19 protein-coding genes are annotated in these 24,716 nt (G+C 35.2%); 8 read left to right on the top strand and 11 right to left on the bottom strand.

Features of this window, described 5'->3' with window-relative positions:
• The 3 genes from I5168_RS04485 to hemW are packed head-to-tail and all read right to left on the bottom strand — an operon-like array spanning position 1 to position 2,830.
• Positions 1–807 (bottom strand): cyclase family protein, encoded by an 807-nt coding sequence (locus tag I5168_RS04485; RefSeq protein WP_431472541.1) that lies wholly within the window; start codon positions 805–807, stop codon positions 1–3.
• A complete protein-coding gene (locus tag I5168_RS04480; protein WP_431472540.1) occupies positions 804–1,625 on the bottom strand; it encodes a DUF6624 domain-containing protein in 822 nt (273 codons plus the stop codon). Before I5168_RS04480 ends, I5168_RS04485 begins: the two co-directional genes overlap by 4 nt.
• Positions 1,626–1,627: 2 nt before the next feature.
• On the bottom strand, positions 1,628–2,830 hold the full coding sequence (gene hemW, locus I5168_RS04475; RefSeq protein WP_431472539.1) for a radical SAM family heme chaperone HemW: 1,203 nt from the start codon (positions 2,828–2,830) through the stop codon (positions 1,628–1,630).
• Between the two features lie 165 nt (positions 2,831–2,995).
• Between hemW and I5168_RS04470 the strand changes: the two genes are divergently transcribed.
• Both I5168_RS04470 and I5168_RS04465 read left to right on the top strand, forming a co-directional pair.
• On the top strand, positions 2,996–3,946 hold the full coding sequence (locus I5168_RS04470) for a serine hydrolase (RefSeq protein ID WP_431472538.1): 951 nt from the start codon (positions 2,996–2,998) through the stop codon (positions 3,944–3,946).
• Positions 3,909–6,710 carry an NTP/NDP exchange transporter gene (locus I5168_RS04465; protein ID WP_431472537.1) on the top strand — a complete coding sequence of 934 codons (2,802 nt, stop codon included), beginning with the start codon at positions 3,909–3,911 and terminating at the stop codon, positions 6,708–6,710. Before I5168_RS04470 ends, I5168_RS04465 begins: the two co-directional genes overlap by 38 nt.
• On the opposite strand, the gene I5168_RS04460 is transcribed toward I5168_RS04465, so the two are convergent.
• From I5168_RS04460 to I5168_RS04440, 5 genes are all read right to left on the bottom strand, one after another.
• Positions 6,707–8,008, bottom strand: coding sequence for a serine hydrolase (locus I5168_RS04460; protein ID WP_105017926.1), 1,302 nt, complete (start codon positions 8,006–8,008; stop codon positions 6,707–6,709). The two genes, I5168_RS04465 and I5168_RS04460, sit on opposite strands and share 4 nt — an antisense overlap.
• The gene (locus I5168_RS04455; RefSeq protein WP_431472536.1) at positions 8,008–10,917 is read right to left on the bottom strand and encodes a PEP/pyruvate-binding domain-containing protein; all 2,910 of its coding nucleotides are present in this window, start codon (positions 10,915–10,917) and stop codon (positions 8,008–8,010) included. The genes I5168_RS04460 and I5168_RS04455 overlap by 1 nt, the downstream gene beginning before the upstream one ends.
• Before the next feature lie 253 nt (positions 10,918–11,170).
• Positions 11,171–13,885, bottom strand: a complete 2,715-nt coding sequence (locus tag I5168_RS04450; RefSeq protein WP_431472535.1) for a hypothetical protein — start codon at positions 13,883–13,885, stop codon at positions 11,171–11,173.
• Positions 13,886–13,945: 60 nt separating this feature from the next.
• Complete coding sequence (locus I5168_RS04445) at positions 13,946–14,803, bottom strand: GLPGLI family protein (RefSeq protein ID WP_431472534.1); 858 nt, start codon at positions 14,801–14,803, stop codon at positions 13,946–13,948.
• 89 nt (positions 14,804–14,892) lie between these two features.
• Positions 14,893–15,768: a GLPGLI family protein gene (locus I5168_RS04440; RefSeq protein ID WP_042276965.1), complete on the bottom strand. Its 876-nt coding sequence runs from the start codon at positions 15,766–15,768 to the stop codon at positions 14,893–14,895.
• Between the two features lie 115 nt (positions 15,769–15,883).
• On the opposite strand from I5168_RS04440, the gene I5168_RS04435 reads away from it, so the two are divergent.
• Genes I5168_RS04435 through I5168_RS04420 form a run of 4 tightly spaced genes read left to right on the top strand, consistent with a single transcriptional unit; the run spans position 15,884 to position 19,505 of the window.
• On the top strand, positions 15,884–17,398 hold the full coding sequence (locus I5168_RS04435; RefSeq protein WP_042276963.1) for a sensor histidine kinase: 1,515 nt from the start codon (positions 15,884–15,886) through the stop codon (positions 17,396–17,398).
• The gene (locus I5168_RS04430; RefSeq protein ID WP_431472533.1) at positions 17,379–18,068 is read left to right on the top strand and encodes a response regulator transcription factor; all 690 of its coding nucleotides are present in this window, start codon (positions 17,379–17,381) and stop codon (positions 18,066–18,068) included. The genes I5168_RS04435 and I5168_RS04430 overlap by 20 nt, the downstream gene beginning before the upstream one ends.
• Positions 18,069–18,107: 39 nt before the next feature.
• On the top strand, positions 18,108–18,884 hold the full coding sequence (locus I5168_RS04425) for a hypothetical protein (protein WP_431472532.1): 777 nt from the start codon (positions 18,108–18,110) through the stop codon (positions 18,882–18,884).
• A 3-nt stretch (positions 18,885–18,887) separates the two neighbouring features.
• The gene (locus I5168_RS04420; protein WP_042276956.1) at positions 18,888–19,505 is read left to right on the top strand and encodes a deoxynucleoside kinase; all 618 of its coding nucleotides are present in this window, start codon (positions 18,888–18,890) and stop codon (positions 19,503–19,505) included.
• Here the strand turns inward: I5168_RS04420 and trpS are convergent.
• A complete protein-coding gene (trpS, locus tag I5168_RS04415; RefSeq protein ID WP_431472531.1) occupies positions 19,502–20,470 on the bottom strand; it encodes a tryptophan--tRNA ligase in 969 nt (322 codons plus the stop codon). The genes I5168_RS04420 and trpS overlap by 4 nt on opposite strands.
• A gap of 131 nt (positions 20,471–20,601) precedes the next feature.
• Between trpS and I5168_RS04410 the strand changes: the two genes are divergently transcribed.
• Positions 20,602–21,363 carry an exodeoxyribonuclease III gene (locus I5168_RS04410; protein ID WP_105017919.1) on the top strand — a complete coding sequence of 254 codons (762 nt, stop codon included), beginning with the start codon at positions 20,602–20,604 and terminating at the stop codon, positions 21,361–21,363.
• 58 nt (positions 21,364–21,421) lie between these two features.
• On the opposite strand, the gene I5168_RS04405 is transcribed toward I5168_RS04410, so the two are convergent.
• Together I5168_RS04405 and I5168_RS04400 are read right to left on the bottom strand one after the other, a co-directional pair.
• Positions 21,422–22,969, bottom strand: coding sequence for a glycine--tRNA ligase (locus I5168_RS04405; protein ID WP_431472530.1), 1,548 nt, complete (start codon positions 22,967–22,969; stop codon positions 21,422–21,424).
• A 126-nt stretch (positions 22,970–23,095) separates the two neighbouring features.
• On the bottom strand, positions 23,096–23,977 hold the full coding sequence (locus tag I5168_RS04400; RefSeq protein ID WP_431472529.1) for a hypothetical protein: 882 nt from the start codon (positions 23,975–23,977) through the stop codon (positions 23,096–23,098).
• Between the two features lie 99 nt (positions 23,978–24,076).
• On the opposite strand from I5168_RS04400, the gene I5168_RS04395 reads away from it, so the two are divergent.
• Positions 24,077–24,712 carry a ComF family protein gene (locus tag I5168_RS04395; protein ID WP_431472528.1) on the top strand — a complete coding sequence of 212 codons (636 nt, stop codon included), beginning with the start codon at positions 24,077–24,079 and terminating at the stop codon, positions 24,710–24,712.
• The last annotated feature ends 4 nt before the right edge of the window (positions 24,713–24,716 follow it).

The raw sequence follows: 24,716 nt of genomic DNA, 5'->3' as shown, positions 1-24,716 counted from the left end.
TTAAGATTTTATCTTATACAAAATAGGTCTAGAAGGAGCTGCGTCATTCTCTATAGGTGCTATTTGCAAATCCAATAAATAATTTCCATCACTCACCTCATCGGGTACATAAATAAATTCTGTAATCGTAGCATCCATTCGGTAGTCGCCTTGATAATTAAAGAAAGCCTTGTGGGCTAGTAATGCTCCTTCGTCCTTTTCTTTATCTACGCTAGGCAAATCAATAAGCAGGTGTTTTATTCCGCTTTCGCGAAAGCGTACTGCTACTTCTTCCAGTAAATAAGGTGGATTAGTATGAGAATAGTTCCTAGTCTTTTTATCACCTGAATTAGGAAGAGTTCTTATCACAATTGCCTCTACATCGTCAGCAATATGGGTAAACTTTTCTAAGGAAATTACCAAATCATCCTCAAACTCTTCTGGTTGAACACTAATAACCTGTGCTTTAAAAAAGGTTCTATTTAATGCTTGATTCACGCTGTAAACTTGCTTTGTAATATGTCCTACACATTCAGTATGAGTTACATGAGAGTGAGGATTAAACGAAACATCATTAAAATTTGTACTGCCGCCCAATTCTACTTTTCCTACGTAACCATCAACCTCAACATGCTTAATAGTAGGTTGATCGATATACCAGGCACCTACACCAGATTGATGTTGTACAGGAATACTTATATCAATGGGTTTTTCTAGGTCTATCTTATAATTTTTGGATTCTATATGAATGGTAGCGGTCATAGTTGTATTGTTTTGATTGCATGCAATCAATGATAAAATTAAAAGTAATAACAGAGCTATTCTCATTTTTGAGGCACATTGAATTCTATTTCAAAGAAATTAAGATATTCCTTTAAAGGCATTAAATTCATGACTGCACGGCGTTGGTCCACAGTTTCAGGGTCTCTTAAATCGTAAAGCACGTATTCACCACTTTCATCAACGGTAACTTGGGATCCATAAAGTTGTGGTTTGCCAGCATCCATAAGCATGCGGTCCTGCATAAGAGCGATGTCTTGCCTATCTAAATCACCTTTTTTTGAAGCTTCTAACAACATGGGAAAGTATTTTTTGCGCTTATCGGCGCTGGCGTGTTGTATTACTAACCAAACAGCGCTAGGCCCCATTTCTCCCGAATTTTCTATGGTAGGCATACCGCATTTATCTATCACCGCTTCTATGGCTACAAGATTGAGCGAATCAACTTTTGGTAAAATCGCTTGCGAACTTCTATTTTCTTGATCTCGTCGATAAATACGTTCTAAAAACATATCCAATTTGTTACAATCAATCTGAGAATTATCTTTAATAACTGGTCGGTCACTCAACCACTTAAGAGCATTTTCTCTGGATTGTAACTGTACCATGACCAGCTCATTTTGTTCATTGACTAGCCATTTTGCATACATTAAATCTTCATTGCGACTTTCCTTTTCTTCATTAGAAAGTACATTGTTATTTTCATCTATGTAAACAACATCATCCCTAACGATAAGAGTATTACTACTTGCTTGTTGTAACATTTCTTCATATGAAATTTCATCGAGTGTAGAGATATCTGCAATTGATGGTGACTTTTTACAACTTACGATCAATAAGATTACTATTAACAATCTGACCTTCATAGTTATTCTTTATAATCTCCTAAATTAAGCATAAACAATTCGCTAGCAATTCCATCGCTTAAAAACTTTCCTTTGCGAGTTACCAGCAAGGTATCACCATCTAAATAGAGTAAATGGTCCTTGAGGTATTCTTGAGCTTGTTTAAGAAGGTATGTCTTAAACTCGATACCATATTCAGTTTCGATTTTCTCTAAAGACACACCATAAATGGTTCGCAAACCTGTCATTATGTACTCATTGTATCTGTCTACTTTGGTAAGCTTTTCAATTTCCATTGGTGAATTACCGTTTTCAATAGCCTTCATAAATTTTAGGTTATTGTTGATATTCCATCCACGTTTTTCTCCATCAAAACTATGAGCACTAGGACCTATTCCCAGATAAGGTTTACCTGTCCAATAAGCAGTATTATTTCTTGAAAAAAAGCCTGGCTTTCCAAAATTAGAAAACTCGTAATTTTTATAACCATGTAGCTGCATGGCATCAATCAGGATATTAAAATGCTCATGGGCCTTTTCATCATCGACTTGCGGGATTAAGCCTTTCTCGATAAATGATTTTAGGGCTGTATTGTCCTCTACCGTTAGTGCATAACTGGAAACATGAGGTATTTTGAGTTCGATCGCTTTATAGATATTATCGCGCCATTCTTCATTAGTTAAACCTGGAATACCATATATTAAATCGATGGATAAATTTTCAAAATTTTGCTGCGCTTTTAAAATACACTCTTCTGCCTGTTGTGCATTGTGTGCCCGATTCATGAGCTTGAGATCTTTTTCATGAAAACTTTGAACACCTATACTTAACCTATTTACAAGTGATTTCTCTAATTGTTTAATGGTCAAATCATCAAGATCATCAGGATTTGCCTCGAGTGTGATTTCAGGATTAGAACTCACATTAAAATTTTGATAGACGGTATCAATAATTTTGTTTATTTCTTCAGTTTGTAAAACACTAGGTGTGCCACCTCCAAAATAAATAGTTTCTACAACGGCATCATCATCAAGATAAACTGAGGAATTATTAATATCAGTATTTAAAATATTAGATTCGATATTAGGCCGCTTAACGCGAAAACGTAATTCATCACATAATGCCTGAATCATTCTAGTCTTGTATTTAGTACTAGTTACAAAATGAAAATCACAGTAGTGACAGGCTTGTTTACAAAACGGTATGTGTATATATATCCCACTCACAGAGGTAAAGGTAAGTCCAAAAGGTAAAGGGAATTCCTCAAAAAGCTGTAAAATTGCACCCTAATCTTGTGTTTTATGTTAAAGTCTAAATTTTAACATGTTAAACACAATAAAACCAGTAGTTTAGGCATTGTTATTGTTCCCTATATTAACATGAATATTTATATGATAAAACCACTTTTCTTTTTACTGTTTTTACTAGGCTCACTTACCGCACATGCAAAGCCACCATTAGTAAATGTAGAAGATATTCACCAAGATGTTGAATTCTACCAAAACGCAGAATTACAGTTAAAGTTACAAGAACAATTAAACGCTAATCCCAATTGGAAAAACTTAATTGATAAAAAATTGCTCACCATAAGTCTTGTTGATTTAAGCGACGATGAAATAAGATACGCTGGAATTAATGACGACCACATGATGTATGCTGCGAGCATGCCTAAAATTGCCGTACTGTATGCGGCAATGGATGCTATCGAGAATGGTGAATTAGCTTATACAGAACTTGTAAAGCAAGACATGTGGCTTATGATTTCTAAATCCAACAATGCTGCTTCTACTAGAATGATTGATCGTGTTGGTTTTCAAAAAATCGAAGATGTAATGTGTAACCCTGAAAATCCATTTTATGACAAATTTCATGATGGTGGTTTGTGGGTAGGTAAGCGATACGCTGCTCAAGGTAAACGTAATCCAGATCCAATTAAGGGTTTAAGTCATGCTGCCACCACTTCTTCAGTGGCCAAAATGTATTTCCAATTAGCTACTGGGCAATTGATAAATACAGATCGTAGTAATCAAATGCTTGGATTTTTAAAAGATCCTAGCTTACATCACAAATTTGTAAATACACTTGATCAGATTGCTCCAACTGCCGATGTTTATCGTAAAAGCGGATCATGGCGCAACTGGCACTGCGACAGCGCATTAGTTTGGGACGAAACCAGAGGTAAATATTATATTATGGTAGCCATGGTTCAATCTCCTAATGGAGAAAAGATTATAAGAAATTTAGTACAACCTTTAGAGAATGCTCTAGAAAAATCACCTAATTTGCCTATAAACCCAAGCAAAGGTGCTACCATTGAGCCAGCTCTTAACCAGAGCATTTGATATTAAAAAAAACGAGTTATCCATAGCGATATGGATGCAGCTCTATTTGTTTTTACTTATATGTGCATTACTAGTAGTTAAACCTACTGTTAATGCACTTTTTTTATCCGTTGCAGGTAGAGATAATTTGTCAATAGCCTTTGTTATTACAGCGCTTGTAGCAGTAATTGTTTCTTACACGTACAATAGACTTCTTGTCACGTTACCCTTACATGAAATCACTAAGAATTCTTTATGGTTCTTTGGGGCTGTTTTTGTCTTAATTGGCGGAGTAGTAGTTTTTGACTTTGAAAACATCTTTTTATCCTATATTTTCTACATATTTATAGGCATTTATGCTATTCTAGCTACTTCTCAATTTTGGGTAACCGCCAATATTGTGTTCAATGTTTCCCAAGCAAAACGTCTATTCGGTTTTGTAGGAGCTGGTGGAATTGCAGGTGGAATTGCAGGTGGTTATCTTACTTCAATTACCGCACCCTATATTAACAATGGTTTTTTAATTGCTACAGCTGGATTAATGATACTAGCCTGTGTCTTCATTTATAAAAAAGTTAGATCGCTGCGCATTGTAAACTTGAAAAACATAAAGCTTCAAAAACAAGAACGAGTTTCAAAAAAGAAATCGCTTTCGTTAATCATAAAAAACTCTCATCTAAGTTATTTGGCTGGAGTAATTGGACTAGGAGTTGTGGTAGCAAAATTAGTAGACTATCAATTTAGTTACTTATCTAGTGTTAGTATACCAAAGCCTGATGATCTTGCTTCATTTTTTGGATTTTGGTTCAGTACATTCAATATAATTTCATTGCTTATACAACTTTTCTTAACCAAAAAATTTCTTGAAAACCTCAATATAAGTTCCAATCTATTGGTACTACCTACCATGATTGTCATTTGTACCAGTTTACTTTTCATTTTCCCAGAATTATGGGTAGTAGTTTTGCTCAAAGGATTTGATGGCAGCCTGAAGCAATCGTTATACAAGAGTAGTGTTGAGTTGCTTGCACTTCCCGTACCCAGTGAAATTAAAAACAAAACGAAAACATTTATCGATGTTGTTGTAGATAGTACCGCAACAGGTATAGCTGGATTATTAATTATTCTGATAATTAAAGGACTTGAACTACCTACTTATACCATTAATTTTATAATTGTTATCGCTACCCTATTCTGGATGTATATGATACTTAAGGTTCGCAGTACCTATCTAAGCACATTCAAATCAAGCATTTCGATTAAAACCGGACTATTCGATAAACGAAGTAATCTAAAGGTGATTCGAGAAAACATTAAGGTAATTATCGACAACGGAAATAAGTTGGATATTATTGAGATATTAAAAAAAGTGCCTCAAGTTGCACATCATTCTCTTAAAGATCCTTTATTAAAACTACTAGATCACGAAAACGATCAAGTGAAAATAGCTGCCATTTCACAGCTTAATCATGTTTTTAAAGAGCCTGTTTACCGTGTTCATAATTTTATTTACTCTAAAAATAGCGAACTCGTCTTTGCCGCTTTACAATACTTAATTACACAAGATCATATAGCTCCTCAATTTTTTGAAAATTATCTGGATGATGATGATGATCACATAGCAAGTACAGCACTACTAGCACTTGCCCAATACGCAAGTCGAGATTCACACCTTGGTGAAAAATACAATTTGCATTTGAGGATTAAATTGTTTCTTGATGAAATAGACGAAAACATTAAAGAAGTTGACCTAAAAGAAAAAAGCAGATTGATTGAAGCCATAGGATATGCAAAATATACTAACTATCAAACCATTATCAAGACCAACTTGAACAACAGAAACGAAGTGATAAAAACGTCCTGTATAAAGTCTGCAGGTCATACTAAGGATAGGTACTTTTTACAAGATTTGTTTTCTTTACTGGAACAACCTAGATACCGAAAAGTTGCTTCGGAAGCATTAGTTGAATACGGGAATTCATTACTTCATTTTCTAAAAGTAAAACACAGCCGAGGTACATTGACCAAATCTTTACTTAAAGAATTACCCATGTTATTAGGAGCTATTAATACCAAGAAATCATACAAGTTTTTAATTCAAATAGCATCAGACTATACTATTTCATCTAATTATAAGTGTTATGATAAGCTTTTTAATTTAAGACAAAATAAAAAGTTCCCGGGTTTAACAGGAAGAACAGCTCAAAACTTAATAAAGAAGGAGAGTAAACGCTATTATAAATTAATACGTATGTTTTATTCTTTAAAAGTAATGTCAAACTCTGATAATGATATTACTCATCTACCCGTAGTAAATCAAATTAAAGAATTGACGATTGAAATCGAACAACTAATTGATCTGCAATTAAAAGTATTATTTAATATACTCGCACTACGATATTCTCCCGACAATATTTGGATAGCTTACAACGGACTATTAAGCAAACAAACCAATTCACAAATAGAGGCTAAAGAATATTTAAATGAGGTTTTACATAGAAAGTTGAGCACACAAGTATTTAATGCCACAAACTCTTATTTAAAATTACAAGAGAAGCATTTTGACTATACTAATGAAATACAACTCTATCCTGAAAAAACGCTAATTAAAAAATCAATATTGCTAGATGAGGAACTACTTGAAAACAAACTAGTTAAATTACTCCACGTAATGCCTTTATCTCAACGAAAGAGAATCGTACTTTACTTAGAAAACAGCGAAAAAGAAGGAGTAATAACTTTTTTAAATAGATTAAATATGGATCCTAAGGAAAAGACAGCTTAACCTTCTCCTACATCAGGATTTTCTTCTTGTATGGTGGTCGCGTTATTTTGAGTATTCCTTTTATGTATAGCTTGATCAATTTTACTTGCCAAATACATATGTGCACCTGCACTATTCTTACTAAGTACATTACTCATTAAACAGACAATATAATTGGTACCATCAGGATGTTCAACAATTATTACACTATTCATGTAATTGTACCTATTCCCTCTATATTTACCACAAGGTGTGTCCTTAGATTTATCGCAGCTGTATAAACTTCCTGATTTAAAATAGACCGCAGCATTATTTAAGCGTGGACTGTAAGCATATCGTATTCTTCTATCTGTCATATATAACAACCGTTTGATTTCTAAACTAGACTCTTCGTCTATCACACAACCTTGTTCCAATTGCAACAAATACTTCATCAAACCTTTAGGTGTTCCTATGCTTCCTCCTTTACTACTTACGTATCTGTCTGGACCATTAGTAAAAAAACTACCCAATCTCCATTCGTCATGACCGATACCTAAATCTCTTAAAGGTTGATTTACTAATTGAATGGCTCTATCTGTTAACGATCTACGATCTGCCGTCTCAAAATATTCATCTGCCTGCTCTTGGGTTAAATTGAAATACTCGTCGCCAAAAATGTTCATAAGCAAGGCCTCTCGCCAAACAATGCTAGCTGCACCGTTATTACTAACACTTAACATATGGTCTAGCCATTCATATAAGGAAAATTCATCCTCATATACTACTGTTCTTTTAACATATTTATCCTTTTCTAGATCAACGACTGGAATAGTGTGATGATCATACAAACCCCAATTACCAGACTTTACTATTTTATTTCTTAATAATCGTTGTCTTACATGCCAATCTTCAGGACACAATTGTCTTAATTCATTGAAAAAAGCAGTTGCTACAGCTATTTTACCAACACTTCCAGGTTGAAAACCTCGATTTTCATTCATCTCTGCATATCGAGTTTTTTCTGGATTAGTAATATCCATTACTGTAATCCCGTAACCTTGTTTACTAGGGAACAAACTCATCATTTCTTTTTGAAACTCCTTATCAACAACCATCAAACTATCGGTTGATACTGTTTCCTCACAGAGCCACAAATTGACCTCATCATGCTTTTTAAAACTACCTTTCTTTAAATAATACTCAGTAATGGTACTATCTAAAGTTTTTTCTAATCGTTTAAGTCTTTTGATTCCAGTAATATTATACCCATCAATTGGATAAAAAGCAATACAAAATAGAGCTATTAATAGTATTGAAAGTGTTTTGATAATTTTCATTACGCATGAATCTCTTTAGAAGTTAACAACTCGATTTCCGTATTAATCATTTCATCCATTTTCTGTAGATATGGATGAGAAAGCGCATTTTGATTTTCAACAAATGGTCTTATTTGAAATAAGAACAGTTTACCTTCTTTGAAGCCAAGCTCTATATCCCAAGCTCCTTTATAAGTGCCATTTTTAGATTCTGGCATGGTAGCATGTGCATCTTGTACAAATTGTAGGATTTTCTTTAAATCCATTTCATTCAATATGGAATTATCAAAATCAACATGTTCCATATAAGATCCTCCGGTAACAGGCAATCGACGGCGCTTATTTTCTCTTGCTGGCGCAATCAATTCGGTAGTTCCGTTTTGATGGATCAAATAGGTTTCTGCACTTTGTCCATCTACTGCGCCGCCTGCTCCACGACTCATTGCTACCGTAACCTTTTCGGCATGATTGTTTAAAAAGTCTTTGGTAATTAGTACACCACTATAATCCACATCTACAGTAGGAATAATTAATATGGACGGATACACACTTTCTGGATTGGATAAATAGGTTTGTCTCCATTTAAACGAACGCTCTGTATACGGACTTGCCCAAACATCTCGTATTCCTTGTAGAATCTTTTCTCTTTCCACTACATTAAATACTGTAAGATTTAAGCCAGCTCCTGTAAACTCCTCGAGATCTTCCATGTTAGTATCACTGCGTAAAAACACGGGAACATTTCCTAATTTACTTCCTAAAGTACTTTTAAACTGCTTTTCTAGCTCCTCAATTAAACTTGGTTTTAAAGGCATTGTTTTAATGGATGACCGCAGGATCTCTAGTTGCTCCAGTTGGTACTGTTCCACCTCGGTAGGTGTTGAACCATTTTGTTTTAGTTGTTTCGCTTTCGCGAAAGCGTTATTTAAAAAATCCCAATAAGTACCCTCATAATCTGGCATGGACTGTAGCATGTGATCTTTAAAAACACCAAAAGGAAGAACTATTCCATTAACCACTTTTTCTGGAAACAATTGTTTGAGTTGACCAAGGTTTGCCGCTTTGGGTCCGCACAATATACCACTATCCTTACTAGTTACTGTAGCCATATCAACTGGTGAAGTAATTTCTAGTTTCAAACGATTTTCATCAATTCGAATTTCTTTTTTATCCTTGGATTTTGAGGCTGTAAATAAATCATTCTCATCATTACTTAATTGATCTTTGTCAAACAAATGAACTATTCCGTTAGGACTTACAGCATAGAAAACCGATTTACCATCTAGTTTTTTTAAGTCACTTAGATTTTCAGTGCTTATGACAGCATTAGGAATACCCAAATTACGGGCAAGCAATTGTACATGTGATACTAGATTACCTTCTGATACGGTGGCTATTCCTGCTACCGGTTTTAAATCACTAGGCGGTGTTTCAAAAACATATATATCTGATGGGTTTACGGATAATCCATGTGCATCACCACTTACCACATGCAAAGTTCCCATGGCATAACCTGGGTTCAATCCTTTTATGGTACTTGTATTATCAACAACTGGAACATTGTTTTCCATTCCTATTTGTCTAGACACTAATCCTGAGAAATCTCCAATTGCATCTCCCAAGGGCAAGAGTAAGCTGCTCCTTATCTTATCATCGTAAAATCCAAGGGCTAACGGTTCAAAACTCGCATATTGCTCTACGGTATCACCGTAAATACTTTTAACCATTCCACTACCCCATGCTAGTTGTTGTCTAGCTTTTTGAATAAATTGAAGTAGAATTTTTGCTTTAACAGTGGCATCAGTATGAATGTGCAAATCATTTTCTACTAAGTCCCATTCCCATTGTTCAATGTAACCTGCTGATGCTAGTGCCTCACTTAATGCATAAATTTTATCAATGTGCTCTCTTATTGTGTTAGGATTCCATTGTGAGGCTTGTTGAAATATTAATTCTTCTAACCTTAAACTTAATTCCAATGCACTAGTTCTACGAGTACCGCGTCTATCTTCTTTAAGATTTACACGAATATCACACATTAATCCTGAGGCGGCTGGTATTATAATAGACGGATCGGTCTCGTTTTTATACGTACTACTAAACCATGACACCTGGTTATATATAAAAGAGTTTTTATCCCAATCCGAAACCATTTTTTCTAGTTCACTAATGCTTACCGGCTTAAAGAATTCATGCATCTTATCAATTAATAACTCAAATTTTTCAAGGTCTTCTTTCTTGATTTTTTTTTCGTGCTCCTTTAACCAATTTTCTACTGCTTGGGTATCTTCTTTTTCTGGATTACCGTGGATTTTTATTCGTAATTCCATGAACGCAGGATTACCATCGGCAAGTATCTTGCTTAAACTACGTATTTCTTGTGACAAATTGGTGTCACCATCATGAGGTAAGTCTCTTAAACTTTCTCTGACTAGAAAAAAGTCTCGATCTACAATTTCATTGCTTGACAGGACTGTATAATAGAATTTTCTTCCCCATTCTTCCTCATCCTCAATTTGTTTTGCACCACGGTAAAATTGTGATTTCTCTTGTATCCAACCATTATCTGAATTTTCCAGAAACTTTTGAAGTTGATACTGTTTTAATCTACTGTGGTTATTGTTGCCATCCCAAAATTTCCAGATCTCATTAGATGCCAGAATTTCTCCAAAATAGATATGATTACGTTGTGCTAGCTCAATTACCTGTGGTTTGTAGCTAGCGTGTTGAATTCCCTCTAGATCTCCAGGACAAGGATCTTTGGAGTCTCTAATGGTGCCATCTTCACAAAACCAATTTATTGATTTATAAGGACCTCGATCAAGGCCTTTATAAGTTTCAATCATTTCTTTTATTTGAGAATCGGTGAATTTTTGGGCGGTTCCAAAAATAGGAACGAGAAGTGTTATAAAGAGTAGCTTTCTAAGCATAAGTTGGTATTTACTACGAAAATAGCCAGCTTAAGAGTTAAAAAAATTTAAAGTTAGAAAGGTTTAACAAGACACCTGTAATTCTACTTTAACTATAAACAATAACGAATTCATAAAGGATATCCTCAATTTATTAAATCCAAAAACCTCAAAGATTAATCTCTTTGAGGTTTTTGTGATGAGTTAATTTGGTAATGATAAATCAAAAATACATGTAACTCATTTCTATTTAATTGACTTAAACCAAAAATGGTTATATATCAAATCTCATTCTAAAGTATACGTATCTAGGTAAAACGAAAGTTGCGTTGGTACTTGTTGCAATTTGACCAAATGAATTACGAATATTAGCATCGGTATCTAATAAGTTCGTTGCGATCAACTCGTACCTCCATCTGGAGTCTGGTTTTTGATAACGGATACTAGCATCAAAAAATTCAAAGTTATTTTCTACATCACCAGTTGCAGTGAAAATGTTGTAATCATATCCTGCCTTGAACAACCAGCTCTTACCTAGTTGATAATCTAAATCTAAGTTTATACTGTTTGTTGTTGCATCATTTTCAAAGTTACCATTCTCACTATTGTTAAGATTAAGGGCGTATTGTAAACTGAAATTAATTCCCTTTTGGAAATTTGATCGAGCTCTGAAACTATAGTTTTGATTGAAGTTTGTAGCTGTTTGAGTAATATTATTGATAATATTGTTATTCTCTGACCAACTTACATTTGCTGTCACAGTAGCTTGAATCTTCTTTATTTCTCGACCAAAAGAACCAGTTGCACTTAAAGATTCATTAGGCAATAATGCATTTATAGGACGAGAAACTTGATTGATACCATCTAAAGCCACTTCATTTTGAATAGCATCAGTTAATCGGGTGTAGGTAACATTACCAAATATGGTAGTGTAATTAAACATGTTGAAGTTACGGTAGCTTAATCTTACTCGATCATTCAAAGCTCCTTCTATCTGATTGTTACCGCTTTGTAGGGAACTATAACCTCTAAATAAAATACCATTGGCATAACTATTTACATCATTAAAAGTTACATTTTGATCGTAGTTAAGTGTCAAAGTTTCTGAACTTCTAAAATCGTAACGTACTTCTACGTCCGGTACAACACGTTCTGTTTCGATAGTATTAGTAACTCCATTCTGTCTGTCCTTTGTTTGAAATGAATGCGCGGTTAATCCTGGTGTTATAGTGAACTTACCTAAAATAGCTTTATAATGAACAGCTCCATAAACGTCTAAGAAATCAAAGTTCACATCATCATTGCGTAAATCTGAATCTTGTAATTCGTTACGAGTTCCATCTGCTTGAATCTCAAATATATCTGAATCAAAGTTTTGAGACACATAACTTGTTCCTGCGGTAAAGTTTAAATTACTTTTTTTGTTTAATACGTAGTAATAATCCAGCTTTGCATCCAACTTATTTGTGTTAACAAATTGTTCTTGATTGATATTATAAATATCCTGCTCACCTATACCTAGTCTACCGTTAAAAGGTTCCGTATTTGTGGTTGGGTCAAAAGGATCTATATCTAAAACTGCATTGTAAAAAGGATCCTCGTACTGATTCAAAAACTGACTTTCAAACGCAAAAATGTTTTTCTCGTTTGCGGTATAGTACATATTTAAAGACTGGTTAAACGTAATAGGCTGTTGTTCATCACGAGTATCTATACTACGATCTGCTTCACGATCAATAGAACTTAAATCACTTACACCTTGCTGGTCTGCATAATTGAATCTTCCATCATAACTTAGAGTAAACGCATCAGTAGGGTTATACTCTGCTCCCAATTTAAATAAAGCGGCAACTGTTTCATCTACACCTCTATTATCCGTTTCCTCAGTATTAGAATTATCCACAAAGGTTCTTCTGCTCGTACTGCGAGTATCGATTGTGTTTTTAGAAACTATGGCAAATGAACTTATATCCAACTTATTATTAACCGACCATGATGTGTTAAGTGCACCAAACTGGCTCTCTATATTAAGGGCTCGATTACCCTGAAATACGTTTAAAGGGTTTTGAGCTTGAACGTTTATACTAGAATTGTTCTGTCTTGTATCGCGACGACTAAAACCTATGAATCTAAAGTAATCTCGACCAGTGAAAGCAGGTGTTCCTAGATCATTAAAGTCAGTTAAAATATTCATTGAGAAATCTTCACTGTAATAAAAGGCTTTAGGCTGGATGATATACCTAGCTTTGTCACCACCATAACCAGCTCCTACAGTAGCTTCTCCAAACCAAAATTTCTTTTTCCCTTCTTTCAACTTCAAATTAATCACTACTCTATCTTGATCGTTCCCTAGACCCTTTAATTGGCTGCGATTATTATAATTTCTAAGAACCTGTACTTTATCAATTGCATCTGCTGGGATGTTTTTTGTAGCTAAACGACTATCACCTTCAAAGAAATCTTTACCTTCTACCATGACTTTCTCAACTTGTTTACCTTCTACAAGAATGTCTCCATCCTCATTTACTTCAACACCTGGTAATTTGTTAAGGGTATCTTCTAGTTTATCCTCAGTTCCATTGGTAAAACTATCGGCATTGTAAACGATGGTATCACCTTTTATGGAAACCGGCATCTCATAGACAATGTTAATTGCGTCAAGTTCATCGGCGCCATTTAACATAATATAATTTTTAACTAGATCTGTCTGAATATTTTTGACAGTATCCTCAATAGTTTTCAATCCTAAAAAAGACACTTTGAGTATGTATGTACTGTCTTTTTTAAGATTCAAAAGTTGGTATTTACCTTGATCATTTGTGATACCAAAGGCACCTAAATTTTTATCTTGTTGATAGGCGATTACGTTTGCCATACCTAACGTATTTCCTAAACTATCTGCCACCACTCCTGTGATTTTAACAGATTGCGCTTTCGCGAAAGCGAAAACAAATAAGCACAAAATGGCTATAAGAATATTCTTTTTCATAAGTAAAGTTGTAAAAAATTACCCGAACAGGTAGGTTAAAATGTTCGGGTTTTTAAGATGTTATCCACGACGACCACGTCCTCTAAAACGCTGGCGCATCTCTTGCATTTTTTTTGTAAACAATTCGTTGTAGTCTTCCTCGTTAATGACCTCACCTTTTTTAGGTTTTTTAATTTCCTCAGGCTCTGCCGGATTCATAACGACTTTACTACATAATAACGTAGTTTCTCCTGCATTTAATTCAAGAATCAAACCAGGTAATCCACCATATTCTGCAGGACCGTGTTGTACTGGAATAGCTGGTGTAAACCAAGCAACGACTTTAATTTCATCGGCTTGCTCGTATACGTCTTCAAAACGACCTTCTTTCATGGCAATGCTATCCTTTTTCTTTTCTTCGGCATTTCTAGGTTGACGACGTCGGAAACTACTCCAATCCAAACTATTGTTCTTTTTAGTTCCTATAGCTTTGATGGCTGGGTATTGGCCTATTTGACGCTGTTCTCCCGTGATCTCCCATTCAATAGTGTGCAGGCTATCAGTTACTAAAAATTGTTTTCCGAACATGTCTCGTTCTTCTAACCATACTTTTTCTTCTAAGTTTTTGTATTTATCGCCTGACATACTGGTACCCATCCAATTTCCCCAGCCGCGACCACCACGACCTGGAGTTTGCAGCTCTTTTTCTTCCTTGTACATGGACTCGTTACGATTAAAAGTGAGTGTAAAAGTTTTTTCACTCATCTTTTTCATGTTTTGTTCAATACGCTTGCGTTGTTCTGGAGTAAGATTACGGTTCTCATCCATCCAGCTGGTGTCCATTTTTGTTTTAGAAAGGTAGGTAGCCTCTCCAGAAATCTCTTGTGCAGTCGCAACCGTTGCCGCCAGTGCAATAAGAGCAAAAAATATCTTTTTCATAATCGGGTTTTAGATTAATATGGTTTTACCACAATGGGTTGGACTACATAAGCCCATTAAAGTTTCAAGCGTTAAGAAACTTTTAACCTTTATCCACCAATCATGATTACTTGAGTGTCACCAGAACGTCTTCCTTTAAAACGTTCCATCATTTCTTTTTGTTTTTTCTCACGTAATTCCTCAAAATCACTTAATGATATTTTTTTACCATTTTTTGGTTTTTTAAGCTTGAATTTCTCTGGATTAAGTTCCACTTTGGTGCATAGTAAAATGGTAGACCCGTCACTTACTTCCAAAATTAAACCTGGTAAACCGTGATAGGAACCTGGACCATTTTGAACTGGCAATTCAGGTGTAAACCAGGCAGTAACTACCGTATCTTCTTGTGGAATGCTGTCTAATATACTTACTCCTTCTTTTTGCTCTTTTTCTTCTTTTTCTTTCTTTTCCTCTTCAGTGAGTTCTGGCTTTGGAATTACATAAGTAGCTTTTATAGCAGTGTAATTCCCGATTTTCTTTTGTTCCCCAGTAATTTTCCAATCCCATTTTTCAAGATCATCACTGATTAAAAATTCTTTTCCTTGGATCTTATCTTCCCTTAAATAAGTTCCCTTCTCTAGGTCTTTATAGGTAGTTCCATAAGCGCTACCATCTCCACTAATCGTTATAGATAACCCTTCCATTTTAGGTTGAGGTTTTTCCAGTTGCTTTACCTCTTCATATAGGGATTCAGTACGAGTGAATTGTAAAGTGAATTCAGCTTCTCCTGCAGTTTGGAGAGCGTTTTGAATGGCTTTGGCCATTTCTGCGCCCATTTCCTTAACAGCTGTACTGTCCATTTCTGTATCCATTATCATTTTACTTTGATAAGTTGCGATACCTTTAAATTCTTGAGCTTGTAATAGACTTGTTTTTGCAAAAATCAAGGCCAATACCAGTAATACATAGCGAGTAATAGTAATCATAGTTTAGGTTTTTGATATACAAATATGGGTAAATCAAAGAAATACAATTCTTAAGCAAGGTTAATATGTGTTAATCGTATTGGTTTATAAGTTTGGTTTGATGCACCTTTACCACATGAAAGATAGAAAGTACCGTTTCCTTCTCATATTTATTTCTGTTGTAATTCTATTTACCCTAGCCATACAAGTCTATTGGAATTTCAAGAATTACAAAGAAGCTGAACGTAAACTTATTGCAGATGTACAGACCAGCCTGGATCAAAGTATAGACGATTATTACACCGATCTAGCACAACGCAATAACTTTGGAGTACTCATGAAAGGTAGTGTTGGGGAAATTGGTCTTGATAAATTCTTTAAAAGGGTCGACAGTATACGTAATATAACTACCGCTCTGGAATTTAGTGTTGATGATGTAAAAATTGATGATCTTAAAGGAATAACCGTAGTATCTGGAGACAATCTAGATTCTCTTGAAATCTTTGAAGAACGATTGCGTAAAAATAGATTTTCTTTTGATCCTAATACGATTACTAGGGAATCTCAATCTGTTACATTTAGTTCTGGTGAAACTGGTGATGATGGTTTTGAAGAGCAAGTAACCGCTCTTACCAGCAAGATCATATTGAGTTTTAAGGAAGATGAACTTAATGTACCTCAACTAGCACAAAATTTTCAGGAAAACTTACGAAAGCGCAAGATTAATCTAGATTTCAACTTGATGAATACTAGTGACCCTAGTACCGTTGTAAAACCTGATTTTCAATACAGCACACAACCAGAAACAGAACTTATGCCAGCTAGTCACAATGTTACTTTGTACTATGGAAATTATCGTGGTGAACTGCTTAAACAAAATCTTACAGGAATTCTACTGAGTGCCCTTTTAATTGTAGGCGTCATATCATGTTTGTTCTATCTAGTCGTGGTAATACGCAACCAAAAAGCGCTTCACGAAATGAAGAATGATCTTATCTCAAATATTACACATGAATTTAAAACACCTATAGCGACTGCTGGTGTAGCACTAGAAGCAATTCAGAATTTTGCAGGATCTGGTGATCCACAAAAAACAGACAAATACTTGTCTATGGGACGTGACCAATTAGCAAAACTTAATGTTATGGTTGAGAAAATTCTTGAAACAGCTACTTTAGACAGTAAAGAATTAGTGCTCGAGAAAAATGCTACCAATCTAGCAGAGGTTATAGAAAATGTAATTAACAAGTATCAAAATCGAAATGATAAGTCCTTATCGATCAACATTACAAATGACGAAATTTACAGCCGTGTAGATGCTTTTCATATAGAGAATGCAATCAATAACCTTGTAGACAATGCCTTTAAATATGGTGGCGATGAAGTCCAAGTAACCTTGAGTGAAACTGTTGATAACGCTGTAATTGAAGTGAGCGATAGTGGAACTGGTCTAAGCTATAAAGACTCTAAAAACATATTCGATAAATTTTACAGGGTAAGTCAAGGGAATAGACACGATGTAAAAGGCTTTGGTATCGGATTATTTTACACAAAAACAATTATTGAAAAGCACGGTGGCACCATTTCTGTTGCCATAAAACCAAATACTAAGTTTAAAATAGAAATACCTCATGGAACAAATAACTACTAAAGTTTTATTAGCTGAAGACGAACCAGCACTAGGAATGATTGTAAGTGAAAGTTTAGATTCCAGAGGATTTGACGTGGATCACTTTGAAAATGGTAAACTAGCACTAGAAGCATTTGAAAAAAACGATTATGACATTTTAGTATTGGACGTTATGATGCCCGAAATGGATGGGTTTACAGTAGCAAAAAATGTACGCCAACTTAATGACGAAGTACCTATTATTTTTCTTACTGCAAAATCACAAACCGATGATGTTCTAGAAGGATTTCATGTAGGCGGTAACGATTATTTAAAAAAACCGTTTTCCATGGAAGAGCTCATCGTGCGAATAAAGAACCTACTTACCAGACAAAATATTCAAAAAACAGCAAGCCATTATAAGATTGGTAATTACGATTTTAATTTCCCAAAACAAGAGCTTAAAATCGATGATGAAATAATTAAACTCACACATAGAGAATCTCACCTACTCTATCATCTTGTTCTTAAAATGAACAAAGTACTAGACCGTACTTACATCCTTAAAAAACTTTGGGGTGATGATGATTTCTTTTCTGGGCGCAGTATGGATGTGTTCATTACGAAATTGCGTAAAAAACTAGCCAAAGATGAAAAGATCGAAATTGTTAATGTTAGAGGTTTTGGATATAAACTAATAGTTGGAGAATAAGGTAAAGAGTACTGCGTTTAAAAGAAGTACCTTTATACTGTGAAATACTTACTTCTTCTTTTTTGTTTGTACGGTATGTGCCAGGAAATTAAAACACCTGTGGACATGCAGGAGTTTTATGGCATTGATGACTTTGGTGCTTTGTATTATGGAAAAGATCAAGCTCTAGTCAAAAAAACCACTACACAATCTACAAACTACTTTGACATACAATTAGGGCCTATTACCAGTGTAGATTTACTTAATCCACTTAAAATCGTCGTTTTTTATGAGGATACTCAAACCGTTGTAATTCTTGACAACAGACTCAATGAAATACAGCGAGTAACCTTAAGTACACTTAATCCACTAAGATTCATTAGTAAAGTCCAGCTTGCAGGTGATAGACGTTTATGGATGCTCAATGCCGATACTAATCAAATAGAATTATACGATTATATCAATAATAGAATCATCTCTTCAACACCAGTTATTAAAGGCAACATACGACATTTATATACCGATTATAACTTCTGCCATGTTCACGTAGACGACTCTTTAATTTCATTCAATACTTATGGTAGTAAGGCATCAACTTTGAGTTTGAATGGCGCAATGCTAGCCTATCATCTAGAACAATTGGTAATAATTCAAGGCAATGATGTTACATCCTATAATTTTGGTAAAGATTTTCGCTTTCGCGAAAGCGAAACAACCAAAATCCCAAAGGAAATTTTGATTACTGAAAACAACAAAAGCTTTCATCTAAAGACGGGAAACCTTTATATTTGGAGCTCAGGCAAGATTCACAGCCTAGAGTTGAATTTCAAGAAATAGATCATGCATATAGCTGTTGCGGGAAATATAGGCGCTGGTAAAACAACCCTTACTAAATTACTAGCAAAACATTACAAATGGACTCCACAATTTGAAGATGTCCTTGAAAATCCATATTTGGAAGATTTCTATACCGATATGGAACGATGGTCCTTTAACCTGCAAGTTTACTTTTTAAACAGCCGTTTCCGTCAAGTGCTGGAAATTAGAGAAAGTGGTAAAAAAATTATTCAGGATAGAACCATTTATGAAGATGCCAATATTTTTGCCCCTAACTTGCATGCGATGGGCTTGTTATCTCAACGTGATTTTGATAACTATGCATCGCTATTTGATTTAATGGAAAAGCTAGTTGCTGCACCAGATCTTTTAATTTATCTGCGCAGTAGCATCCCTAATCTTGTTGGGCAAATTCAAAAGCGTGGGCGCGATTATGAAAACTCAATATCTATTGATTATTTAAGTCGACTTAACGAGCGCTATGAAGCATGGATCCACGGCTACAACAAGGGAAATCTCCTAATCATAGACGTGGATCACATAGATTTTGTAAATAACCCTGAAGATCTAGGTGATATCATCAATAAAATTGATGCAGAACTTACAGGTCTGTTTGCTTAATATCCTACTTTTTTACGCACGCGTTTTAAAGTCTCATTTGCAATAGCACCAGCCTTTAGCGCGCCTTGTTCAAGAGCAGCATCTATCTCGTGCTTGTTTTCCATGAAATAGTTATAGCGTTCACGCGCTGTTGCAAATCGTTCACAAATAAGTTCGTACAACGCTTGTTTAGCGTGACCGTAACCGTAATTACCGGCTAGGTACTTAGCTTTGAGAGCAGCAACCTCATCTTCACTACCTATAATCTTATATAAAGCAAATACATTACAGGTATCAGGATTTTTAGGATCTTCTAGAGGCGTACTATCAGTTTCAATTGACATGATTTGCTTGCGCAATTTTTTATCAGTTTGAAAAATATTTATGTAATTTCCTCTAGACTTACTCATTTTCTCCCCATCAGTACCTGGAACGTACATGGTAGACTCTTGAAGCTTTGCTTGTGGTTCAATCAAGGTTTCACCCATTGCATTGTTAAATCTTCCCGCTACATCTCTGGTCATTTCTATATGTTGTAACTGATCCTTACCAACTGGTACGACTTGCGCGTCGTACAATAGTATATCTGCAGCCATAAGCATTGGGTAAGTGAAAAGACCTGCGTTAACATCTCCTAGACGATCTGCTTTGTCTTTAAAACTATGAGCTAGTGTAAGTCTTTGGTATGGATAAAAACAATTTAAGTACCAATTAAGTTCTGTTACTTGAGGCACATCGCTCTGGCGATAAAATGTAGTTTTAGAAGTATCTAAACCACAAGCAAGCCAGGCAGCGGCAGTTGAATACGTATTAGCCCTAAGCTGTTCACCATCTTTAATTTGAGTAAGCGAATGTAAATCGGCGATGAAAAGAAAAGATTCATTTTCAGACTGTTCACTCATCTCAATTGCTGGTAAAATAGCTCCTAATAGGTTACCTAAATGAGGTGTTCCAGTAGACTGGACACCTGTAAGAACTCTTGCCATAATTTTTGTTTTTAAAGATTGCAAAGGTAACTTCTAGTAAGGACTTTATTAGGTCCGAATTGCAATAGATTATTAGTTTGTTCCTTTGTATAAAGCGATCTTACTCCTACTTTTGAAATAAATTATATCCTATGAAAATTATCTCCTACAATGTAAACGGAATACGAGCAGCCATGAAAAAAGATTTTATCACGTGGTTAAAAGCTGCAAATCCAGATGTACTTTGTTTACAGGAGATAAAGGCTACCGAAGATCAAGTTGATAAGGATGCTTTTTCAGAAGCTGGATACGAATACCAGTACTATTTTTCAGCTCAAAAAAAAGGATATAGCGGTGTTGCTATTTTATGTAAAACGCAGCCAGACCATGTAGAATATGGTACTGGAATTGAGTACATGGACAATGAAGGTCGTAACTTAAGAGTAGATTATGGAGATCTCTCTATTATGAGTATGTACCTGCCTAGTGGAACTAATGATGCTAGACTGAGCTTCAAATTCCAATACATGGATGACTTTCTAGCCTACACAGAAGAACTGCGACGTGAAAGACCGCAGCTATTAATTTGTGGTGATTATAATATTTGTCACAAAGCTATTGACATCCATGATCCCGTAAGACTTAAAAACACAAGTGGTTTTTTACCAGAAGAAAGAGCTTGGATGGATCAATTTGTTGAAAGTGGATTTATAGACACTTTTAGAATGTTTAATGATCAACCCGATGAATATTCTTGGTGGAGCTACCGCGGTGGTAGTCGAGCAAGAAATAAAGGATGGAGATTGGACTATCACATGGTTACAACACCGCTAGAATCAAGTGTAAAAAGGTCTGTAATTTTACAAGAAGCTGTGCACAGTGACCACTGTCCAGTACTTGTAGAGCTAGAATAAAAAAAGCCGAATACTAAAGAAGTATTCGGCTTTTTACTTTAAGTATTACAGGATTACTCTAGATCTTTTTTAACCACTCACTCATAGCAACTTTAGGCTCTAAATATGATTTAAGATCTGCAATCGCAACTCTTTCTTGAGTCATAGTATCTCTATTACGAACTGTGACAGCTTTATCTTCCTTGGTGTCGTGATCGATAGTTATACAGAATGGTGTTCCATTAGCATCAGCACGTCTATAACGACGACCTATAGCATCTTTCTCATCATATTGAACGTTCATAGTCCATTTAAGATCATCTATAATTTCTTGTGCGATTTCTGGTAAACCATCCTTTTTAAGCAGTGGTAAAACAGCTGCTTTTACAGGTGCAAGTACTGCTGGTATTTTAAGGACTGTACGCTCACTACCATCTTCCAAAACTTCATCTTGTAAAGCATTAGAAAAAACAGCCAAAAACATTCTATCTAAACCTATTGAGGTCTCGATTACATAAGGTACATAACTTTTATTTTCTTCATGATCAAAAAATTGAAGCTTCTTACCACTGTGTTCCTCATGAGCCTTAAGGTCAAAATCTGTTCTTGAGTGTATCCCTTCTAACTCTTTAAAACCAAACGGGAAATCAAATTCGATATCGGTTGCGGCATTTGCATAGTGTGCTAGTTTTTCATGATCATGAAATCTATAATTAGACTGATCAATTCCTAGAGATTGATGCCACGCCATGCGTCTTTCTTTCCAAATTTCAAACCACTCGAGTTCAGTTCCAGGTTTAACGAAGTATTGCATCTCCATTTGTTCAAACTCACGCTGGCGGAATATAAATTGTCTAGCAACAATCTCATTCCTAAATGCCTTACCTGTTTGAGCAATTCCAAATGGAATTTTCATACGACCGGTTTTTTGCACGTTTAGAAAGTTTACAAAAATTCCTTGAGCGGTCTCGGGTCTTAAATATAAATCTGTTGCTGTATCTGCACTGGCTCCTAATTTAGTCCCAAACATCAAATTGAACTGTCTTACATCGGTCCAATTCATTGATCCAGAAACAGGACATTTAATTTCCAATTCCTCGATAAGTGCTTTTACTCCTGCTAGATCCTCATTTTCCAGTAAAGATGCTAATCTTGAGGTTGGCTCGGTCGCTTTTTCTAGGTATCCTAGAACACGTGGATTTGTCTTGCGATACATATCCTCGTCAAAACTTTCTCCAAAACGTTTACGAGCTTTTTCAACCTCTTTGTTTGCTTTTTGCAAGTATTTCTCGCAATAGTCCTCAATAAGCACATCAGCGCGATAGCGCTTTTTTGAATCTTTATTGTCTATCAATGGGTCATTGAAAGCATCAACGTGACCACTGGCTTTCCATGTAGTCGGGTGCATGAAAATGGCAGCGTCTATACCCACAATTTCTTGATGCAATTGGGTCATTGCTTGCCACCAATATTCCCTTATATTCTTTTTAAGCTCTGCTCCATTTTGTCCATAATCATAAACGGCTTGTAAGCCATCATAAATTTCACTGGATTGGAAGACATAACCGTACTCTTTAGCATGTGAGAGTACTTTTTTAAACTGATCCTGATCGTTGTTTTTTGCCATAGCTGCAAAGGTAAAAAAAGTGTTGTCTTGTGCGACGTGTTTGTCTTTTTTTCGCTTTCGCGAAAGCGTAAAAAAAGAAAAACCGCTCTATTTCTAGAACGGTTATCAATTTTACGACTCAATTTTTTATCTAAGTGTAATCTCGCTACTACTTATTCTCACTGGACCGTTGTATAAATTAATACGATAACGACCTGAAGTTATCTCATCCTCGCCAGCATTAATCAACTCGCAAATATCTAGTTCCTTATTCTGATAATTGAACTTAACTAGTTTAGAGTAAGTAAGTGACTGGCCGTCAAACTGCTGCTGCGCCTTACTACCAATTACATTATTTTCTGGATTTATTACTTGAAGGTAAAATTCAGTAACGCCATCTTGCGCCAGCGGATTTTGTGGCAAGGTAAAGCATACTTTTAAGTCATCAACTCGTCTTGCTTTGTCATTTTCAATTTGTTTACCGCTACGACGTATGATAACGCCTTGAGTAGTGAAGTTTGTAGGAACAAGAGTTGCTGCTCTAGACATATTCTCATTTAATTTTGATAACATGTCGCTTTGCTCCTGACTTTTAATCATTTCTTCATTGAGCGCAGCAAGTGTACTATCATTAACTCTTGACAAGTCTTTATTTAAGGTTTCTAGTACTGTTATACGTTCTTTTAAAGCTGTGCGCTCTTGTTTAATTTTTGCTAGTTCTTTTCTTAATCTAGAAATTACTTTTACATCGGCTTCTAGCCTACTTACACTATCAACGAGTCTAGTAATTCGATCATTTGCACTAGTTAATTCTGCATTTAGGACGTTCCCTTTATCAATTTCGGCAGTATACTCTGCACTTATGTTTTCTAGTTCTTTTTGAATTTGAACTTGCTCGTCTCTTAAATCGGCTTTAATAGATTCGTTCTCGTTGTAATTTTTATAGGCCCAAACGCTTACTACTATCAATCCTAACAGCAATAATCCTAGGAGCACCTTATAAATACGATTGTCTTTTTCCTTAGTCATTTTTACAGGTTGTTTATCTTTATAACGCAGCAAGCTAGAAAATAATTTGTGAAAAACTTGTTTTTAGATTTATTTAACCTCTTTTATCCACCATCATGCATGGCTTGTACTACCGTGCTTACTCCTGGAGAAGAGAAGCTATGTACTACATGCATTGCACACCTACCACTAGCGCTACATCATAAAAATAAGGATACACAAATTAAAGATTTATTTTTTGCGAGAGTACCTGTAGAAAATGCTACAAGTTTATTTTACTATGAAAAAATAGGTACTGTTCAACAGCTCATTCACCAGCTCAAGTATAAAAAACAAGAAGGAATAAGTGAGTATTTAGGCAAATGGATGGCTAGAGAAATAAAAAATAAAAAAGAGTTTGAGCAGATAGACGTGGTTTTACCAGTACCTATTCATCCTAAACGAAAAAAGGTGAGAGGCTATAACCAGGTGACGGGTTTTGGGAAAGAAATTGCACAAGCTATTCAGGCAGACTATCGTGAGGATATTCTTATTAAGACTAAAAATACACGGAAGCAAGCTCAATTAAATCAAGTAGAGCGCCATGCTATCAAACAAGCTGTTTTTGAACTTAATGATGTTACCTTACAAGGCAAGCATTTATTAATAGTTGATGATGTGATAACTACAGGAGCTACATTAAGTAGTTGTGCGCATGAACTTCTAAAAATTCCTGATATAAAAATCTCAATAGCCACTATGGCGGTAGCCGTTTAAGTTT

This window comes from Nonlabens sp. SCSIO 43208 (assembly GCF_050703575.1).
In the GTDB taxonomy this organism is placed as follows: Bacteria; Bacteroidota; Bacteroidia; order Flavobacteriales; family Flavobacteriaceae; genus Nonlabens; species Nonlabens tegetincola.
This window is presented reverse-complemented; position numbering and strand designations above follow the sequence as displayed.

What these genes read in the sequence shown, in the direction of transcription:
- I5168_RS04485 (WP_431472541.1), bottom strand. Translation starts at nt 807, where the DNA reads ATGAGAATAGCTCTGTTATTACTTTTAATTTTATCATTGATTGCATGC.
- I5168_RS04480 (WP_431472540.1), bottom strand. Translation starts at nt 1,625, where the DNA reads ATGAAGGTCAGATTGTTAATAGTAATCTTATTGATCGTAAGTTGTAAA.
- I5168_RS04470 (WP_431472538.1), top strand. Translation starts at nt 2,996, where the DNA reads ATGATAAAACCACTTTTCTTTTTACTGTTTTTACTAGGCTCACTTACC.
- I5168_RS04460 (WP_105017926.1), bottom strand. Translation starts at nt 8,008, where the DNA reads ATGAAAATTATCAAAACACTTTCAATACTATTAATAGCTCTATTTTGT.
- I5168_RS04455 (WP_431472536.1), bottom strand. Translation starts at nt 10,917, where the DNA reads ATGCTTAGAAAGCTACTCTTTATAACACTTCTCGTTCCTATTTTTGGA.
- I5168_RS04450 (WP_431472535.1), bottom strand. Translation starts at nt 13,885, where the DNA reads ATGAAAAAGAATATTCTTATAGCCATTTTGTGCTTATTTGTTTTCGCT.
- I5168_RS04445 (WP_431472534.1), bottom strand. Translation starts at nt 14,803, where the DNA reads ATGAAAAAGATATTTTTTGCTCTTATTGCACTGGCGGCAACGGTTGCG.
- I5168_RS04440 (WP_042276965.1), bottom strand. Translation starts at nt 15,768, where the DNA reads ATGATTACTATTACTCGCTATGTATTACTGGTATTGGCCTTGATTTTT.
- I5168_RS04435 (WP_042276963.1), top strand. Translation starts at nt 15,884, where the DNA reads ATGAAAGATAGAAAGTACCGTTTCCTTCTCATATTTATTTCTGTTGTA.
- I5168_RS04430 (WP_431472533.1), top strand. Translation starts at nt 17,379, where the DNA reads ATGGAACAAATAACTACTAAAGTTTTATTAGCTGAAGACGAACCAGCA.
- I5168_RS04420 (WP_042276956.1), top strand. Translation starts at nt 18,888, where the DNA reads ATGCATATAGCTGTTGCGGGAAATATAGGCGCTGGTAAAACAACCCTT.
- trpS (WP_431472531.1), bottom strand. Translation starts at nt 20,470, where the DNA reads ATGGCAAGAGTTCTTACAGGTGTCCAGTCTACTGGAACACCTCATTTA.
- I5168_RS04410 (WP_105017919.1), top strand. Translation starts at nt 20,602, where the DNA reads ATGAAAATTATCTCCTACAATGTAAACGGAATACGAGCAGCCATGAAA.
- I5168_RS04405 (WP_431472530.1), bottom strand. Translation starts at nt 22,969, where the DNA reads ATGGCAAAAAACAACGATCAGGATCAGTTTAAAAAAGTACTCTCACAT.
- I5168_RS04400 (WP_431472529.1), bottom strand. Translation starts at nt 23,977, where the DNA reads ATGACTAAGGAAAAAGACAATCGTATTTATAAGGTGCTCCTAGGATTA.
- I5168_RS04395 (WP_431472528.1), top strand. Translation starts at nt 24,077, where the DNA reads ATGGCTTGTACTACCGTGCTTACTCCTGGAGAAGAGAAGCTATGTACT.